Genomic DNA, 18,961 nt, shown 5'->3' on the forward strand with positions numbered 1-18,961 from the left:
TCCTGGATTGGAGCCCTGTTTTTTGCGTACAACTATTCTTCACAACTATGATAAAATAGGCTGACATGTTCGGCGTCCTGCTTTATTATGTTGTTCAGATGCACAATAAATTGGAAGCCCTTTCAAATATGAAATGCAGTAAAACACCTTACATCATGAGCTAAAGGAGGAATCCTGATTTGTTTCCGCTCTCCGAAAGACAAGCCCAAGACATCGTAGACAAAATGATGAAGGATATTCCGTACAACATTAATATTATGAATGAACAAGGCATCATTATTGGCAGCGGCGAGCGTGAACGAGTTGGAACTATTCACCAAGGAGCTGTTCAGGCGCTCGAAACCGGGAAAATGATTGAAGTATGGCAGGATAGGCACTATGAGAAAAAGGGAACCAATGAACCGATTGTTATCCATCATGAGCTAGTCGGTGTCATTGGTATTTCAGGCAATCCCGACGAAGTGCGTCCTTTTTGCAATATTGTTAAAACTACGGTGTCTCTCCTGATTGAACAGCGTATTTCCCTGGAACATCTGGCCCACGAGGCTAACCGCAAAAAATCTGTACTGGAGATGCTGCTAAATCATCAGGGAGCCTACACCCAAAAAATAAAAAAAGAAGCTGCTCAATATCACATTGATTTGCTTCTCAAAACTTCGGCCGTATATATAAAGCATCTTCCTTCTGATCCTGCTCATTTAGCTGAATTGTCCAATATATTCATGAAGCATCCATCCTTTCGTATGGAGGAAGGCAGCTATCTTATCCTGATGCAAAATCAGGAACCGACCGCCAAGCTGCTGGAACCCCTTGTACGCAGCCATCCTGATGTGCTGATTGCCATCAGCAGACAAGAGCATAGTATTGCAGATGTTTATATGCAAGCCAAGTCCGCTATGAATGTTGTACTGGCACTGCGCCTACCTGTGCAGATCGTTTCTTTTGCAGAGGTTGAATTTCTCGTCAAATTAAGCCAAACCAACCTGACCAACACGATCAGTCTAGTCAGCAAGCTGGAAGATACCGGGGATTTGCTGGATACGCTGCGAAGCTTTATTAATCATAATGGCAGTGTCTCCTTTACCGCAGATGAATTAAACATTCACCGAAATACACTGCAATATCGCCTGAAGCGCATCCATACCTTAACTGGCAAAGATCCTCGCAATCTCCTTCAGCTTTTTGAGCTTACACACGGACTATTGGCGCTGTATCAATGAACTGCCGTGGCACGTCATATCACGCTGTGATAGTTTTCGCTCGCCGTCACTTCCGAGTTTCTCATACCCAATCTCATTGGCTAAAGAAACCGGGATTACAGGCGAGCGCTCGTATTATATCTTTTTAGTATGATGCCACTTATAATCCTCACCAATCAATTCGTTCATTTCTCACTGAATTGAAGTACTCTTGCAATATTTTCGCACGTACGCTCTACATTTTGCGGCCCTTCGGCCAGCAACTTACCCAGCTCCGAGGCTCCAGGTACGATGCCAAACACCGCATCGATCCCTTCCTTGTATAGCGTGTCGATCCCTTCCCCGATATAACCTGCAATCGCAATGACCTTTTTGCCGGATTCTTTAGCTGCCTGAGCTACTCCATATGGAGTTTTACCGAATTTGGTCTGAAAATCAATACCGCCTTCTCCCGTCAAAACAATGTCAGCCGTGGCTAGCTTCTGCTTTAAGCCCGTGTATTCAATCACGATTTCAATGCCCTTTTGCAGCGTCGCCTGAGTAAAAATCAATAGGCCTGCACCCAATCCGCCTGCTGCACCCGCGCCTGGGAGATCACGCACATCCTTGCCTAGTTGCTGCTTCACCACATCTGCATAATGGGCGAGATTGGCATCCAATTGCTGCACCATTTCCGGCGTTGCACCTTTTTGTGGGCCAAATACACGGGAAGCCCCATGCTCTCCGCACAGCGGATTTGTCACATCACAGGCTACAATCAATTGCACCTGCTGCAAGCGGTCGTCCAGGGATGAAATATCAATACTAGCCAGCTCGCCCAGGCTGCCGCCGCCACGTGGAAGAGTACTCCCTGCTGCATCCAGAAATTTAGCCCCTAGCGCTTCTGCCATACCTGTACCGCCATCATTCGTCGCGCTTCCGCCAATGCCAATGATAATTTTCCGAATCCCCTGGTTCAGACACTCACGGATTAACTCTCCCGTGCCGTAGGTTGTTGTCTTTAACGGGTTTTTATTGTCCTGATTGACCAGATGGATTCCGCTAGCAGATGCCATCTCAATTGCCGCAGTGGTGCCGTCTCCGAGCAAGCCATATGCAGCAGTTACAGGTTCTCCAAGCGGCCCAGTCACCTCCATGTAACGAAGCTGTCCGCCTGTTGCATCCACCAGTGACTGTACTGTTCCCTCACCGCCGTCAGCCATCGGAACGTGGACATAATGGGCTGTCGGATAGACCTTGCGCAGTCCCTTTTCCATTGCAATACACACTTCTTTAGCCGTCATGCTCTCTTTAAAAGAGTCCGGTGCTAGTACAAATGTCTTCTCTCTCATTGTGTCACCCCATCGTGAATATTAAAGTAAGAATCCATACAATATTGTGGCTACAATCGCCATGGTTCCGCCCACAATAGCTTCATAGGGGATCAGTCCCATCCGCTGTTTAATGCTCATTTTCATACTGTCTGCTGTAACGTGAAAATAGTTGCCCTGTGGTAGGGAATCGATGACGGTAGCTCCTGTATGCACCATTACAGCGGCAGCTAACGGGGCTGTCCCCATGTTCAAAATGGCTTCACCAAACGAGCCAGTCGCCAATATAACGCCCGTCGAGGTCGATGCTGTGGCTGCCGCCATCAGAATGCCTGCAAGCGGTGCCAAAAATGTGCCAGAAACTCCCGAAGCTTCAATCAAACCAACTACCTGAGCAGATAAATTAGAGGCAGAGATCAGACCCGCAATCCCGCCCGCACCGATCAAGATGAGCACGGTTGCCGTCATTTTATTCAAACCGGAAGCTGAATACTTCAAAATATTGCGCCCTTGTCCCATGGCCAGCATACCGACAATCCCGGCGATTGGCAAAATGTACATCGCGTCGACCTTGAAATTCGACAGGGCTTCAATGCCAGAGATAGAGCCAATCGGATTAATCATCAGCAAAATAACAGCTACCAATGGAGCTACAATCGCTCGTCCCAATGCCGGGTACTTCGACGTATCGACATCACTGTCCATCGTATCCTGGTCGGACACCTTCACACCTTTGTTTTTCAACATAGACGCCACCAGAACAGTCATGATTAATCCGCATATCGCAGGCACCACACCCGCCAACATCACGTGGCTTAAATCCAGATTAAACCCGCGCGCCGCCGCAATCGTATTGGGATTTGGGGAAATAATGTTCCCCGCCTTTCCGCCGCCAGACAAGGCCAGCAGGAGAGCCAGCTTGGAAATCCCCATTTTGTTCCCAACCGACAAAGCGATAGGTGCCACAATTAGCACTGCGACGGGAATAAATACGCCTACTGCTGTAATAATCATCGTCGCTAACGCCAGTGCAAGGATCGCTTTACTGCCACCAAACTTCTTTACGATAGCCTGCGCAATCGTCTCCGCTGCCCCAGACTCCATCATCACGCCTGCCAATACACCTGCCGCGAGCACACGAATGACCGTCCCCATTACACTTTGCGTACCACTAATCAACACGCTGATCGTCTGCTCCAGATTAGCTCCGCCCAATAAAGCGCCTACAATTGCTCCCAAAAATAAAGCGTAAACCGGATTCAGCTTTCTCAATATCAAAATAATTGCAATAGCCAGCCCTGCCAGAGCCCCTATCCAACTGATCGTTAACCCTTCCATCTGTCTAACCCCCCGGGCAATTTTTGATTACGCTTTCATTATATCGACTGCAGCGTGTGAATTATATTGAAGAACAGACGAAATTGATTGTGCATTTGCACAAAAAAAACCGAACTAGCTTACAAAAACAATTTAATGAATACGCTTGCAAATTTAAAATTTTAGATTATAATACTTGTATACAAGTATACTTGATTAATGAGAAGGTGAATTTATGGATCAATCTAGTGATTTCCTATATCCCTCCAAATGGCTTTTAAAAGCCTCTACTGGTGATCGTGTAGCATCTGAGCTTAGAATGCGTATTATTTCCGGCTCGGTTGAAAGCGGTACCATACTATCTGAAAATAAATTAGCTGCTGATTTTGCTGTAAGTCGCTCACCCATTCGTGAAGCGTTAAAAATACTGGCATCCGAGAATATCATCCGCTTGGAAAGAATGGGCGCCGTTGTTATGGGTCTATCGGAAAAAGAAATAGAAGAAATTTATGATGTACGTCTACTCATAGAATCCTTCGTATTTGAACGTCTTATAAAGATGGACACGAATGATTTAGCAAAGGAACTTAGTAAAATACTCGAAATGATGAAGGTCGCGGTCAAATATAGCGATGCCGATGAATTTTCATATCAAGATGTCTTGTTCCATGAAACGATTATTCGTGCAGTTAATCATTCATACATCCTGATGATCTGGAATAATTTAAAGCCCGTGATGGAAAGCCTTATCCTGTTGTCGATGCGTATGCGCTTCAAAGAAAAGTATGAAGACTTTGCACGAATAGTAAAAAATCACGAGCTTTATATTGAAGCAATCCAGGCAAAAGATAGAGATCTTATGATTAAGTCTTTACACAAAAATTTTGATGATGTTCAAGGTAAAGTAGAAGACTTATGGATGTCCCAACAACTGCTGTCCAAAGGAGTCGTGCCACAAAATGACTAACTACATGTTAGGTATAGATATCGGAACCACCAGTACAAAAGCTGTTTTATTTAGTGAAAAAGGCGAAGTTATCCAACAAGAAAATATCGGGTACCCGCTTTATACACCAGATATAGCGACAGCTGAACAAAATCCCGAGGAGATTTTTCAAGCAGTCCTACAAGCGACTTCGAATATCATGAAACATCACTCACAAAAAAAGCTATCGTTTGTTTCATTTAGCAGTGCCATGCATAGTGTCATTGCCATGAATGAACATGATCAACCACTTACGCCTTGTATCACTTGGGCAGATAATCGCAGCGAAGCATGGGCACATCATATAAAGGATGAGTTGAATGGCCAAGAGGTCTATAGACGAACAGGAACACCCATTCACCCCATGTCACCTTTAACGAAAATAGCCTGGATTGTGAACGACCTTCCTGCAATCGCTATCAAGGCTAAAAAGTATATCGGGATTAAAGAATATATTTTCAAAAAGCTCTTTGATCTATATGTTGTTGACTATTCCCTGGCTTCAGCGATGGGTATGATGAATCTCGAAAAGCTGGATTGGGATGAAGAAGCCTTAAAAATTGCGGGTATAACCCCTTCTCAATTGTCTGAGCTCGTGCCCACAACCAAAATATTTACCGACTGTAACTCAGATTTAGCAGAAGAGATGGGGATCGACCCACAAACACCATTTGTCATTGGAGCCAGCGATGGAGTTCTCTCTAATCTAGGTGTTAATGCGATACAAAAAGGCGAAGTTGCCGTCACCATTGGGACAAGCGGCGCCATACGAACCATTATAGACAAGCCGCAAACGGACGAAAAAGGAAGAATATTTTGTTATGCCTTAACGGAAAAGCACTGGGTCATTGGCGGACCGGTAAACAATGGCGGGATGGTTCTTCGCTGGATTCGTGACGAGCTTGCCTCATCTGAAGTAGAAACAGCGAAACGACTAGGCATTGATCCCTATGATGTACTGACCAAGATTGCCGAACGTGTAAGACCAGGATCTGATGGGCTGTTATTTCACCCCTACCTTGCTGGTGAACGTGCGCCATTGTGGAATCCAGACGTACGTGGCTCATTTTTCGGTTTAACGATGTCACATAAAAAAGAACATATGATCCGCGCAGCTCTAGAAGGAGTCATTTACAATTTGTACACCGTATTTTTGGCCTTAACCGAATGCATGGACGGTCCCGTGACCCGAATTCAAGCTACAGGAGGCTTCGCAAGGTCAGCTGTTTGGCGGCAAATGATGTCGGATATCTTCTCATCTGAGGTCGTCGTTCCAGAAAGCTACGAAAGTTCTTGTCTAGGAGCATGTATTCTGGGCATGTATGCCACCGGGAAAATCCAGTCATTTGAAGTTGTCTCTGAAATGATTGGCAGTACCAACAAACATGCACCCAAAGAAGAAGCAACCAAGGAGTACAAGAAGCTGCTGCCGATTTTTATTAACATGTCCAGAGTATTAGAAGAGGATTATAAACGAATTGCCAATTATCAAAGAAGCTTAATTAAACACTAAAAGGATAAACACAGGAGGTAATTACAATGCCATTAGTCGTTGTAGCGATTGGAATTTTAGCATTACTCGTTTTAATTATGGGCTTCAAATTAAACACCTTTATCTCCTTAATCATTGTATCGTTCGGCGTGGCCTTAGCACTTGGAATGCCATTAGAGGAAATTGTCAAAACCATTGAAGCCGGATTAGGCGGAACACTGGGTCACTTAGCGTTAATTTTTGGACTTGGAGCGATGTTAGGGAAGTTGATCGCGGATTCCGGGGGTGCCCAAAAAATTGCCATGACCCTCGTTGACAAATTTGGTGAAAAAAATATTCAATGGGCTGTCGTAGCAGCTTCATTCATTATCGGGATAGCGTTATTTTTTGAAGTAGGATTAGTATTGTTGATTCCCATCGTGTTTGCCATTTCAAAAGAACTAAAGGTTTCTATCTTATATCTTGGTATTCCGATGGTCGCTGCTTTATCTGTAACACACGGCTTCTTACCGCCACATCCAGGACCAACCGTGATTGCTGGTGAGTATGGCGCGAACCTTGGTGAGGTTTTACTTTATGGCTTCATTATCTCTGTTCCAACCGTTATTTTGGCGGGACCTGTATTTACGAAGCTTGCCAAAAAACTCGTGCCTGCTTCATTTACGAAAGCCGGTAATATCGCCTCTTTAGGTGAGCAAAAGGTATTTAAGCCCGAGGAAACCCCTGGATTTGGAATCAGTGTATTTACTGCAATGCTTCCTGTTATTTTAATGTCGGTTGCTACAATTATTACTTTGCTTCAAAAAACAATGGGATTTGAGGATAACAGTTTACTGGCAGCAATCCGTTTTATTGGGGATGCATCCACTTCCATGCTGATTTCCTTATTGGTTGCCGTTTATACCATGGGACTAGCAAGAAAAATTCCAATCAAAGATGTAATGGCCTCCTGCACAACTGCTATTACTCATATTGGGATGATGCTCTTGATCATTGGGGGAGGCGGGGCGTTCAAACAAGTACTGATTAATGGCGGTGTAGGTGACTATGTAGCCCATTTATTCAACGGAACCACATTATCACCCATTCTGCTGGCCTGGATCATCGCTGCAATCTTACGTATTTCTTTAGGTTCTGCAACTGTGGCAGCTTTAACAACCTCTGGTTTAGTGATTCCGATGCTAGGACAATCTGACGTTAATCTTGCTTTGGTTGTGCTTGCTACGGGAGCAGGTAGTTTAATAGCTTCACATGTTAACGATGCCGGGTTCTGGATGTTTAAAGAGTACTTTGGTCTAAGCATGAAAGAAACCTTTGCCACCTGGACTTTGCTTGAGACCATCATTTCTGTAGCCGGATTAGGATTCATCTTAATTCTAAGTTTATTCGTATAAACCATGATTTCTGGGCGGTAACTCCCCTACTTATCTTTCTTAGAATCCTCTAAGTCTGTAAGTGAGGAGCTACCGCCTTTTTACGAACTGGAGTGATATTAAATTATTTCATTTTTGGACGATTGAACTGGTTGCTTCTGTTATTCCTTTGGCCTCACCATGTCCTGCACCAAATAGGTTTAATACCACCACGCCAATAACAATTAAAGCAATCCCTACGATACTACCCGTGTTGATTTTCTCCTTCCAAATCATTACTGAAATCACGGTTGTAGCAACAGCCCCTACCCCTGACCAGATGGCATAAGTCATATTAAGAGGAAGTGTCTTGAGGGTTAGTGAAATAAAGAAGAAAGAGACTACAAACGCGACAATCGTGAATAAAGTCGGATACAATCGCGTAAAACCTTCTGAAGCTTTAAGCATTGAAGTACCAATAAGCTCAGTAGCAATAGAGATTGCCAAGAAAAGATAAGCCATCATTCATTCTCCTTTATATACGTCTTTAATTCTTCTATAATTTTTTGCTTCAGTTCTTCATTGGGAAGAGCGAGTCCGAACATTTCGGCAAACCACAAACCGTCGATAGCTAATCGGACGATCGTAGAACGAACCGGATTTAATTCGTCGTTTTCGATTTTATTTTGGATATTCGAATACTCATCTTGAAGCCGCTTGAGCATGTGAGGGTTCGTAAATTGTGCTGCTGAAAGGGCGGTAAATAAGTCATTGGTATCCTGATCGCCTCCCATTTAACTATACCGTCCAGACGGTTTTATTCCAAGTGAATTTAAAGTTATGGGTTAGGTATGTAAGCCTAATTGCTTGGATTAGATTTTGATACGTTTAAGCTAAATAAAAAGAAGCCTTGGGCGTGTAACATTTCAGCCAAGACTTCTTCAAATAAACAACTACCCAGCTCGGATATTTAGCAAAAGTCCGCATCTGTTGGGTTTTAAGTGCCACCTATAGCTTATCTCTTCAGATACTGTCTCAGCCATTGGAGCGCAGGACGTTCCGTGCCGTTAGAGTTCAGCAGATGTGTACCATCTTTCCAAGTTTGTCCTTGGATATACCCCCAAAGCGTAACTCCCTTCACTGAGGGGTTTTGCCAAAGGACTGGAAACTTCTCTTTGTATCTGGCAAGTTGAGTATTATCATCCCCAGTTATATCCAGTTCCGACACATAGATCGGTAACCCGGTCGCCGACAGCTTATTTAGTACAGTATTCATCGTGTTGACTGAGACGTTGTCCATACTGAAATGGTGGCATTGAATGCCAATACCGTCAATCAGGCCTCTACTCTTGAGCTGATTAATAATATTGACATATTGGTCGGCTAAAGAAGGGTCGTTGATAATACCATAATCATTTATATGCAGTTTGGCATTCGGGAAAGCTTGTCTAGCCTGTTGAAACGACCATATGACCCAATCCCATCCGGTCGACCCGTCACCACCAATGGCATTGCGGTAGGACGGCTTCTGATGCAGCGGCTCATTCACCACATCTACAAACGCCGCATTCGGATAGCGCTGACCTGCTGCTTTAATCCACTGAGTCACTTCTGCTTTCTGATCAGCAGCCGACAGTCCTTTAACCCATCCTGGCTCCTGGGCACCCCATACCAACGTATGGAACTTGAACGGGAAACCATTGCTACGGGCATAATTGTAGGCGGTATCCGCCTGCGACCAGTTCATGTTGTTACGACTGCCTTCAACCGATTCCCACTTAGTCGAGTTCTCCGGCGTCACTTGATTCCAGTATGTCCCGTAACTAGGAGGGACACTGCCCGCAATGATATTCCCCAGAAATTTGCTTCCATTTGCCAGGCCAGCATCAGCCTGGTTGACCAGAACAGATGATAACAACACACCCGCCAGCGCCAAACTGCTCACCAGCTTGCCCACTTTCATTCTTAACATAAAATCTCCTCCTCACACGTATAATTTGATAATACTCTTCCTCAATAATTTAAGCGCTTACATTTCCAATTATAAGAATGAATAGTTGTTTTCTGCTACATGTGAAAGTATAGATTTTACCCGAAAAATCTTACATCATTGCAGAACAGCCACAACACGAATCCCAAACAACTCTGAAACGATAACAAAAGGCTGCTGCGAAAAGTGATATACTCCCTTCACAGTAGCAGGTTTTATTATTCAACCTGTCTATCTTCTTGGGAGCATATCACCTGAAGAACGCTCCTTAATTATTTAAGGATTAAGCGCTCTTGCAATCGCGTCTACATAACTTTGGCTGGCGCGTTGACTTACTTCTGCTTGAGGAACCATCCCTTCAAAATTGTGGAATGTGCCGGGATACAGATGAAATTCGACGTCAACGCCCGCTTGAGCAAGGCGTGCCACATATTCGATCGTCTCATCTCGGAATAGATCGAGCTGCCCTACGCACGTGTAGGTCGGCGGCAGACCAGCCAAGCTTTCTGCTCTCGACGGCACCGCATATGGGGAAACCTCGCTATCTTCGGTACGATTACCCAAGTACATGTTCCAGGCCGTCAAGTTGTTCTTCCGGCTCCATGGTGCATTATCGGCCGTAATTTCATGACTCGATGCCGTAACATTGCGGTCGTCGATCATCGGATATAGCGGCATTTGGAAGATAAGGGCCGGTCCGCCTTTGTCACGAGCCATTAAAGCAAGTGCTGCAGTTAGACCGCCACCCCCGCTTGCACCAGCAATCGCGACCCGGTCCAAGTCGATGCCCAGCAGCTCAGCTTCATCGGTCATCCACGTCAAAGCGGCATAACAGTCATCGATGGCAGCTGGGTAGGGGTGCTCGGGAGCAAGTCGATAATCGACCGATACGACGACGCAATTAGCCGCCTGCACGAAGCGTTCGCACAAAGCATCGTCCATATCAGGATGCCCCATTACATAGCCTCCCCCGTGAATCCACAGCATGGCCGGAAGCTTAACGTCAGTTCTCTGGGCAGGTTCGTAGATTTTGACTAATATCTCGCCTGCAACGCTCGGAATCATCCGGCTTGTCGTGCGCACGTGTTCCGACTGCTCAATAGGCGGACTCGACAAATAACTTCTGCTCAGTTCTAAATTCTCCTCCAGTTGAAAACCGGGAAATTGTGTCATTACTGACCTTAATTCTGGTAACAAACGACTTTCAAAATCCATGCGAATCACTCCTATGTTAGGTTTTTTATAGTCTTTTTTCCGTCTCCGCTTCCCACTCGGCTATTTCCTTCCGCACTCGCGGTGCTACCTCTGTTCCAAGTAGCTCAATGGCTCTCATCACCTCGGCATGCGGCATCGTGCTTAACGGAACATACAGCATAAAGCGTGTAACACCAACATGCTTGCGAAGATGAATGATCTTCTGAGCAACCGTCTCGGGATCGCCAACATACAGCGCACCTTCAAAGCTGCGCGCGGCATCATAGCTAGAACGATCATAATGCGCCCAGCCTCGCTCCCTACCCAATCTATTCATACCTGCCATCGTAGAGGGGAAATATGTATCTGCCGCTCGCTCATTATTCTCTCCGACAAATCCTATCGAGTGCGACCCAACCCTAAGCTGCGATTCATCATGACCAGCGTGCGCTGCTGCCTTCTTATAAAGCTGGACAAGCGGTGCAAAATTTATCGGGTTCCCTCCAATGATCGCCAACATCAAGGGCAGTCCTAACAGACCTGCACGAATAGCAGAATCCTGCCTCCCCCCGCTACCTACCCATATTGGTAAAGGATTCTGAACTGGCCGGGGATACACGCCCAAATTGTTAATGGCTGGCCGATGACCGCCCTTCCAGATTACTTTTTCGGAATCGCGTATTTTAAGGAGAAGTTCCAAATGTTGTTCAAACAGCTCATCATAGTCATCCAAGTCATAGCCGAACAGAGGAAAAGACTCAATAAAAGAACCCCGACCCGCCATAATCTCGGCACGTCCATTTGAAATACCATCCAGCGTAGCAAAGTCTTGAAAAACGCGCACCGGATCAGCTGAAGAAAGCACCGTCACTGCACTGGTTAGCCGAATCCGTTGCGTCTGCGCTGCAGCCGCAGACAGCACCATTGCTGGTGAAGATGCCGAATAATCCTTTCGATGATGCTCACCTACACCAAACACATCAAGTCCCACTTGATCAGCAAGGATAATTTCCTCGACAACTTCACGCAACCGCTGTGCGTGACTTATCACTTCGCCTGTCTGAACATCAGGCTTTGTCTCTACAAACGAGGTAATACCTATCTCCACGGTCCATCTCTCCCGTTCTAATAGCTTTCTTTGTGTGCCAATTGAATAACAATAAAATATCATACCAATCGGTAAGTTATTTATCTCAGTAAATATAACTCACAAAAAAGAATACTGTCAACAATCATAGTAAATCCACTTTGATTATTCTTTCATATTCACTCCCCTTTTCGGGAAAGGCCAACCTTCATTTGACAATTTCAAGGACTAATCATAAGATAATAACGTACCAATTGGTAATCAAATAAATGCCACTGAACATTATAATCAGATACATGGAGCCATTAAGAATAAAATCATGAGTAACGAGAGGTATTGTTATGGGACGAATCCGCGAATTTGACGAAGAGAAAGTTTTAGATGCAGCTATGCAAATATTTTGGGAAAAGGGATATGAAGCCACCTCATTAAGTGATTTGACCTCCAGAATGGAAATTCAACGCCCCAGTATATATTCCACTTTTGGAGGCAAAAAAGAATTGTTCGAAGCCGCGCTACGCAAATACACGATGTCCCGTGCTTCTCTGATCCGAACCAAACTTCAAAGCATGCCATCTGTAAAAGAAGCATTTCGTACTTTTTTTGAGGGTGTGGTTGAAGAGGAGTATGCGGAAAATCCTAGAAGAGGATGCTTTTGCATTAATACAATGGTTGAACTTGCTCCCCATGATGAGAAGTTTGAAATTCTTACAAGGGAGCATCAAATGTACCTAGCGGTCATTTTTCAAGAAACCATTGAACGAGGTATACAATCAGGTGAGCTTGAGATCGGACTAGATGCGAAGGCTGTATCACAGGCATTAGTTGTATCGTTAATTGGTCTGACCGTCATGATAAAGTCTCGTCCAGAGCGATCATTTATTGATAATACAATAGAAGTAACACTGACACTGCTTAAGTAATTTGGAATGGATTCATTTTAGCGGATAGCAATCTCTATACGACAGTTTAAAGGGCACCCAGTTGGGTGCCCTTTGTGTGTGTAACACATGTTTTCACATATGCCGAGCTAAAAACATGCGTTGCAATTGCGGATAAGTATGGAGGTTTTATTAATGTCCGCGATGTTTTTCTTTCGCCTTTTTCTCCTTTAATTCCCTGATTCGTGCCTTCGTGGATTCCTTTTGCTGTTTAGAGTAGGCCTGCTTCTCCAGCTTGCGCTTTTCATACTCTAACTTTAGAGCCTCTTGTGCGTAGGAGGAGACGCCCTTCCTTCTTAATTCACAAGCTGCCTGCCTTGCTAGCCGTTTCGGGTTGGCCTTCGTTTCAGACGACTTTATAGCCACCTCTTGTGAGAGCCGACTAATAAGTTCCCCCATCTCCTCACGGATAAACTGGAGAATTTGCTCGTCCTTAGGCTCTGTACCAAAAATGTACCTGGCTGCCTTCAATTTTCCTTGGTCCTGCTCCTCCACGACTCCAACCCAATACTGTCCATCATGATAAACCGTAAGCTTCATTTGAATCCCCCTCATTTTAAATCGAAACGATGGACATCCCGAGGGGGGAAGGTCACTGACACGGCACTCTTGCAATTATAGAGTCGTCCATGCGCCTGGACTACCAACCAGACTGTGTTTTTTCGTCTCAGAAAAAGTATAGTTGCCTTACTGGAAAACAGCAAGTTAATCGCTGATATGTATTAGAGTGTAGCTGGAATAGAGTATACTGGTTGAGTATAAGTTCGATACACGATGACATGATATATGTAATGGTACTTAAATACAGTGCAGAAGAGGTCGAGAATGAGTCAGAAGCATTTTGCAGATTACCCATTAAGTGAAGAAATTGTGAGGGCTCTGAATAGCCTGGGCTATGAGACGCCAACAGAAATTCAAACGGAGGTTATTCCCGTTGTCCTTGAGAAGAAGGATCTCGTGGCTAAATCGCAAACAGGCAGCGGCAAAACAGCAGCATATGGTATTCCACTTTGTGAGCTAGTAGATTGGAATGAGAATAAACCCCAAGCTTTAATCCTCACACCAACCCGTGAACTCGCATTACAGGTTACTGAGGACATCACGAATATTGGACGCTTTAAGCGGATAAAAGCAACGCCTCTTTATGGGAAACATCCCTTTCATATACAAAAGGCCGAGCTAAAACAAAGGACACATGTGGCTGTAGGTACGCCCGGACGTGTACTAGATCATATTGAACGAGGCACACTCTCCTTAAATCGAATTGCCTATCTCGTGATTGATGAAGCTGACGAGATGCTGAATATGGGCTTTATCGAGCAGGTTCAGTCGATTATTCAGGCGCTGCCTAGTGACCGGGTTACGATGTTGTTTTCCGCTACTTTTCCCGAGGATGTAGCCAAACTGTCACGTAAATATATGAACGATCCTGTGAAAATTGAGATTAAGGCCACAGGTGTAACCACAGCCACGATTGATCACTCTCTTATCCAGGTGCGGGAGGCGGACAAGCTGGCTCTGCTACAGGATCTGCTCGTTGTTGAGAACCCTGACAGCTGCATCATTTTCTGCCGTACGCAGGAGCATGTAGATACACTATTCAGAGCATTGGCTGGCCTCGAATATCCATGTGATCGCATTCATGGCGGCATGGAGCAGGATGAGCGATTTGAGGTAATGAACGCATTCAGAAGGGGACAATTCCGTTACTTAATCGCAACTGATGTAGCTGCTAGAGGTATTGATATCACGAATATCACCCATGTCATCAACTACGATATTCCCCTTGAAAAGGAAAGCTATGTTCATCGTACAGGGCGCACAGGACGTGCTGGCAAAACAGGGAAAGCCATTACTCTAATCACTCCTAAAGATAGTAAACGATTAGCTGATATCGAAGCATATATCGGATTTGCAATTCCGCAAGTAAAGGCCCCCTCAGAAGAGGCTGTTGATCTACGCAGAAAAGATTTTGAGCGGAAACTACATGTGAAAACTGTACTCAAAAACGACAAACGCGAGCAATTAAACCAACAGATTATGAAGCTCAATTTTAACGGCGGTAAGAAAAAGAAACTTAGAGCTGTCGACTTTGTGGGTACCATCGCTAAGCTTGACGGGGTAACGGCAGATGATATCGGGATCATTACGATTCTGGATAATGTGACAGATGTTGAGATTCTGAATGGCAAGGGCCCACTGGTGCTTGAGATTATGAAGAATACAACCGTAAAGGGCAAGCTGTTAAAGGTACGAAAAGGGCATAAGTAGAAGGTACGCTGTATAAAAAAGAGTGAGGCAATCCCGTTCAGTACGGCCGATGGTTTTCGTAAGCTATACAGGCGGGATGGCCGAGTTCATCTCTTGCTCCTCTAATTCATCTTTCCATTTATCGATATTATTAATCATTTTGAATTTCTCTTTTAACTGAGTAACATCTTCAACTGGCACATAGCTGTCCAAGTTCATATGGAAGCCCAAAACATCCTGTTTGTGATCATACATCTCTTCTAGAACACCTATGATTGTGGAAAGTCTAGATTTAAAAGACAGCTTACAATCATCTTCGTCTTTGAGTATATATAGATTTTCTACCCCACTAAAAAAGGAGTTCCCTTCGAAATATAGCTTGTTACAGGTCATATGGGCCTGCATTAATGGTTCGTATATTTGCCAATCTGCTTCTCGCATAGCGGTTCTGAGCGATATATGTGCTCCACTAATGTAATAATAATCTCGATAAAAGCACATTGAACAAGAGGCCTTCATTATTTTAATTTTTGAATCTACAGCAGGATACCCTAACACAAATCCTTCAGCTAATAGTTTCTTGGAGAAGTAATCCAACGATTTTACAAATAATTGGTACCCAAGCTCCTTACCTTCCTCATCGTCTTTATGACAGCAATAATGAATAATATCTTCTTTCACTTGTTTACTTTCATATTGATATCCCATTCCAGCCTCTAAATGATCAATATGAATTTCAACTCCTGCAAATAAGTCATTTAAACTTGTTATTCTGGAATGATTGCCTTTTAAATTTATATTCAAATCAGCAGTACATTCTCTATAGAGTATACAGGTGTCTTTGATATCCAGTTTAATGTCTTGTCTTTTCATAAAATCAATGATTCTCTTGAAATGTAAGTAATCATTCCCTATAAAAATTATTTTATTATATTGAATAGCTCCATCATCAGACTGATTAAAATGAACAGCAATACAAACGTCCTCATCATGTTCTATTAATCTTTTAATACTTTCAATAATCATATTTAGTAGCGCTTTTTCTTGAGGAAACGGCAACGTTAATCCCATGTGTTTCGATTCCAAGTTAGGCAGCAGATTTATTCGATTCTTAAGATGAAGCATCAGATTATCAAAATTATATTTCTTAGCATTTTCATTCATTAGAAACTGTGTCCTCTCCTATTTATTTATGAAATGGGCCTACTATTACTGGAATATCTTAATTTCATTTTACCATCCCCTCACTTCCACAATATACCTTTAACTCTATAAAACTAACCACGTGGGTGATAATTGTTCTGCTTTATCGTATTCTCTTAAAGAGTTGATAGAACAATTAAAAAATTTTTAGACAAGGTGTCCCTTTCAGTCATCTTCATTTGTTATACAGATATAGTTTTCTTTTTGATCAGAGGGGGTGCCTACATCTTTGAATGAAGAAATCGAATACAGAATCAAACGAGTTCAAGCTGGCGAGATCCAGGATTACGCCTACATTGTAAAGGAGTATCAGCGTCAGATTTTTGTGTACTGCTGGAGGCTATTAGGAAATGAGCAAGAGGCCGAAGAGGCTGTGCAGGATATTTTCGTCAATGCCTTTGAGAAAATCAGCAGGTACAAGCTGACAGTAGGCTTTTCCTCCTGGCTGTATAAACTGGCCTATCATCACTGCATGAACCTGATTCGCAAGAAGAATCTACAGCGCAAATTTAAACTTACCCTGTTCACCTCAACTAACATGACTTCAGACAGTGCTGCGCAGGTTATGGAACGTCAGCTTTTCAGTGAACCGCTGAGCCGGGCGTTGGACCAACTGAGCGCGGAGGAGCGTAACCTACTGGTGCTGCGCATTTTTGAAGAGAGAACGTTTGGAGAAATCGGGGAAATCATTAACAAAAGCGAGGAAGCTATCAAGAAAAAATACGGCAGAACAAAAACAAAGCTCAAAAAAATAATGGAGCCCCTAAAGGAGGATCACAAATGCGTGAGTTACAAAACAGAACTCAAAAACAAAGCCTGAAATACACCGATCTGCAAGACAGGGGATTCAAAAACATGGACAAGCTAACCGAGCCAGAGAATGCCTTAAAAATCCAGGCTTTTGACGTCTCTGACAAAGTAATGGAACAGGTCTACCAAAAGGCGACGCCCAAAAAGGGGAATATAGGAAAAATCCATTTCCAGCCTCGCATCACCGTCCCTATCATGATTTTGCTTTTTGTAGTAGGGGCCTCTGTGACCGGTTACGCAGCTTCACAATATCTTGAATTCCGCAACAGTAAGGGCGACGTTGTATTAAATACCGCCAAAACACCTGCCGAAACGGACGCCTCCAAAACGTATACCTCCACCTACGCACGGTGGAACGAAAAGGTGAAGAACCGTTTGCAACCAGGAGAGTATGCCGCTTATTACGTCAAGGACGATTCTATGAATCAAAACAACCTATCTAATCCGGTCCTGTTTGCGTACAAACCAGCTGAGCTTTCAAGCTTCAACAGCTTACAAGCTGAAATCAAGCGGACTGAGGCTCCATTATTCAGCACCCCCACTCGTCTACCAGATGGCTACAAGTTCAATTTCGGATACATATATCCAGTCGCGGCATATCCTGGGATGATGGATAAAAAGGAATATCGAGCTTTAACCGATAAACTGATGCAACAGGCCAAAGCTGCACCGAAGGGTGAAAATCTGTTTATTCAAAAGCTGAACTGGGACAAGGCAGACTCCTCCTTTGCCCGCTATGCGAGAGGCAACGACTATGTTAACATTACCGTCAGCAAATACACTCCTGAAGTCACGAAGACGACCATCATGCAAAATGAACAGGATTCGGCTGAGCAATTGACAATCAAAGGAACCAAGGTCTATTACATCAGGGCAAACGAAGCAAGCAAGCCCTTGGAAGCAGGAAAAAACCGACTGGGATGGCTTGATGAAAAAAGACATGTACACTACAACATATCCGATAACCAGGACAGCCCGCTGACTAGGGAAGATTTAGTTAGAATAGCTGAAGATTTGCTTAATGCTTCATCGTAATAGATGTCATAGAAAGGTTTTGAAGAGAGGCTATCCTGTACTAAGGACGGTCTCTCTTTGAACAATCGTTTTCGTACCTATTTCTCCCGTAGCATCACTGGGTATACCACAATCTTTTAACTTCTATTAATTCTTGACCGTTGAACTTCATTCTGTATATATCTGGTTTGGATGTGTGTAGTAGAAAATTCAAATCATACTGCTTGTCATAATACCCCATCATCAAAGTCATAACAGCTCCATGAGTGCCTAATGCAACTTTCCGTCCTTGATAGGTTTTTAACAATTCTTTTAGAACTGCTATGCTTCGGTTCTGACAAGCCGTATTAGACTCTCCCCCATCTAAAGCAAAGTCTGGATTAGAAAAAGACTTATCTAACAAAGGAAATAATTCCGCATCGGGCATTCGGTGGTCTTCATTCAAAAAGATCCTTTCTTTAAGATCCTCGAATACCAAAACTTCTTGTCCTGAACGCCGAGCCAGCTCTTGAATGGTCAGAATTGCTCGTTGATATGGACTCGAAACGAAAACCTCGATCCCTTCTCCCTTCAATAATTCAGTTATTCGATAAGCATCTGATTTACCTTTATCCGTTAAACCTCTTGTTCTTTCATTTCCTTCCGTCTTTGGTGACTCGCCATGTCTCACCATATAAATGAAAGTTTCCAAAATTGCCTCCTTAAAGAATAGAGTATTGTTTGCAGCTCCTTAAACCGCTCACTGGATACAATTTTAGAGCAAATCATTCTGCATGGCCAACCCAGCCTGATTCGCAATTGAGCTAACCGCCCCCTA

At 43.9% G+C, this 18,961-nt stretch carries 18 protein-coding genes; 8 read left to right on the top strand and 10 right to left on the bottom strand.

The annotated features are described in order from the left end of the window. The first annotated feature begins 179 nt into the window (after positions 1 to 179). Entirely contained in the window at positions 180 to 1,220 is a 1,041-nt protein-coding gene (locus tag FKV70_RS09470; protein ID WP_142612675.1) for a CdaR family transcriptional regulator, read from the top strand. Between the two features lie 164 nt (positions 1,221 to 1,384). On the opposite strand, the gene FKV70_RS09475 is transcribed toward FKV70_RS09470, so the two are convergent. Then, positions 1,385 to 2,530: a glycerate kinase family protein gene (locus FKV70_RS09475; RefSeq protein WP_064797557.1), complete on the bottom strand. Its 1,146-nt coding sequence runs from the start codon at positions 2,528 to 2,530 to the stop codon at positions 1,385 to 1,387. Between the two features lie 21 nt (positions 2,531 to 2,551). After that, on the bottom strand, positions 2,552 to 3,847 hold the full coding sequence (locus FKV70_RS09480) for a GntP family permease (RefSeq protein WP_142612676.1): 1,296 nt from the start codon (positions 3,845 to 3,847) through the stop codon (positions 2,552 to 2,554). 214 nt (positions 3,848 to 4,061) lie between these two features. On the opposite strand from FKV70_RS09480, the gene FKV70_RS09485 reads away from it, so the two are divergent. From FKV70_RS09485 to FKV70_RS09495, 3 genes are read left to right on the top strand one after another with little or no spacing between them, the layout of a single operon-like run. Beyond that, the gene (locus FKV70_RS09485; RefSeq protein WP_142612677.1) at positions 4,062 to 4,793 is read left to right on the top strand and encodes a GntR family transcriptional regulator; all 732 of its coding nucleotides are present in this window, start codon (positions 4,062 to 4,064) and stop codon (positions 4,791 to 4,793) included. Continuing rightward, complete coding sequence (gene gntK, locus FKV70_RS09490) at positions 4,786 to 6,324, top strand: gluconokinase (protein ID WP_142612678.1); 1,539 nt, start codon at positions 4,786 to 4,788, stop codon at positions 6,322 to 6,324. The genes FKV70_RS09485 and gntK overlap by 8 nt, the downstream gene beginning before the upstream one ends. A gap of 26 nt (positions 6,325 to 6,350) precedes the next feature. Continuing rightward, positions 6,351 to 7,697 (top strand): GntP family permease, encoded by a 1,347-nt coding sequence (locus FKV70_RS09495; protein WP_142612679.1) that lies wholly within the window; start codon positions 6,351 to 6,353, stop codon positions 7,695 to 7,697. Positions 7,698 to 7,805: 108 nt separating this feature from the next. On the opposite strand, the gene FKV70_RS09500 is transcribed toward FKV70_RS09495, so the two are convergent. From FKV70_RS09500 to FKV70_RS09520, 5 genes are all read right to left on the bottom strand, one after another. Continuing rightward, the gene (locus FKV70_RS09500) at positions 7,806 to 8,177 is read right to left on the bottom strand and encodes a DMT family transporter (protein WP_142612680.1); all 372 of its coding nucleotides are present in this window, start codon (positions 8,175 to 8,177) and stop codon (positions 7,806 to 7,808) included. Further along, entirely contained in the window at positions 8,177 to 8,449 is a 273-nt protein-coding gene (locus FKV70_RS09505; protein ID WP_231116921.1) for a hypothetical protein, read from the bottom strand. Before FKV70_RS09505 ends, FKV70_RS09500 begins: the two co-directional genes overlap by 1 nt. 221 nt (positions 8,450 to 8,670) lie before the next feature. Then, positions 8,671 to 9,627: an endo-1,4-beta-xylanase gene (locus FKV70_RS09510; protein ID WP_063211801.1), complete on the bottom strand. Its 957-nt coding sequence runs from the start codon at positions 9,625 to 9,627 to the stop codon at positions 8,671 to 8,673. A 294-nt stretch (positions 9,628 to 9,921) separates the two neighbouring features. Beyond that, the gene (locus FKV70_RS09515) at positions 9,922 to 10,860 is read right to left on the bottom strand and encodes an alpha/beta hydrolase (RefSeq protein ID WP_142612681.1); all 939 of its coding nucleotides are present in this window, start codon (positions 10,858 to 10,860) and stop codon (positions 9,922 to 9,924) included. A gap of 25 nt (positions 10,861 to 10,885) precedes the next feature. Then, a complete protein-coding gene (locus tag FKV70_RS09520; RefSeq protein ID WP_142612682.1) occupies positions 10,886 to 11,947 on the bottom strand; it encodes an LLM class flavin-dependent oxidoreductase in 1,062 nt (353 codons plus the stop codon). A 320-nt stretch (positions 11,948 to 12,267) separates the two neighbouring features. Here FKV70_RS09520 and FKV70_RS09525 point away from each other — a divergent pair, with 320 nt between their 5' ends. Next, positions 12,268 to 12,849, top strand: a complete 582-nt coding sequence (locus FKV70_RS09525) for a TetR/AcrR family transcriptional regulator (protein ID WP_142612683.1) — start codon at positions 12,268 to 12,270, stop codon at positions 12,847 to 12,849. A 150-nt stretch (positions 12,850 to 12,999) separates the two neighbouring features. On the opposite strand, the gene FKV70_RS09530 is transcribed toward FKV70_RS09525, so the two are convergent. Next, a complete protein-coding gene (locus FKV70_RS09530; RefSeq protein WP_142612684.1) occupies positions 13,000 to 13,407 on the bottom strand; it encodes a YjdF family protein in 408 nt (135 codons plus the stop codon). Between the two features lie 285 nt (positions 13,408 to 13,692). Here FKV70_RS09530 and FKV70_RS09535 point away from each other — a divergent pair, with 285 nt between their 5' ends. Next, on the top strand, positions 13,693 to 15,138 hold the full coding sequence (locus FKV70_RS09535) for a DEAD/DEAH box helicase (RefSeq protein ID WP_142612685.1): 1,446 nt from the start codon (positions 13,693 to 13,695) through the stop codon (positions 15,136 to 15,138). 63 nt (positions 15,139 to 15,201) lie between these two features. Here the strand turns inward: FKV70_RS09535 and FKV70_RS09540 are convergent, their stop codons facing one another. Then, entirely contained in the window at positions 15,202 to 16,281 is a 1,080-nt protein-coding gene (locus FKV70_RS09540) for an elongation factor G (RefSeq protein ID WP_167669720.1), read from the bottom strand. 268 nt (positions 16,282 to 16,549) lie between these two features. On the opposite strand from FKV70_RS09540, the gene FKV70_RS09545 reads away from it, so the two are divergent. Both FKV70_RS09545 and FKV70_RS09550 read left to right on the top strand, forming a co-directional pair. Next, positions 16,550 to 17,140 carry an RNA polymerase sigma factor gene (locus FKV70_RS09545; protein ID WP_142612686.1) on the top strand — a complete coding sequence of 197 codons (591 nt, stop codon included), beginning with the start codon at positions 16,550 to 16,552 and terminating at the stop codon, positions 17,138 to 17,140. After that, the gene (locus FKV70_RS09550; protein ID WP_142612687.1) at positions 17,101 to 18,165 is read left to right on the top strand and encodes a DUF4367 domain-containing protein; all 1,065 of its coding nucleotides are present in this window, start codon (positions 17,101 to 17,103) and stop codon (positions 18,163 to 18,165) included. Before FKV70_RS09545 ends, FKV70_RS09550 begins: the two co-directional genes overlap by 40 nt. Positions 18,166 to 18,259: 94 nt before the next feature. Here FKV70_RS09550 and FKV70_RS09555 read toward each other — a convergent pair whose 3' ends face one another. Beyond that, complete coding sequence (locus FKV70_RS09555) at positions 18,260 to 18,835, bottom strand: histidine phosphatase family protein (protein ID WP_142612688.1); 576 nt, start codon at positions 18,833 to 18,835, stop codon at positions 18,260 to 18,262. Positions 18,836 to 18,961: the final 126 nt, after the last annotated feature.

It is taken from the genome of Paenibacillus ottowii (assembly GCF_006874425.1).
Classification (GTDB): Bacteria; Bacillota; Bacilli; order Paenibacillales; family Paenibacillaceae; genus Paenibacillus; species Paenibacillus ottowii.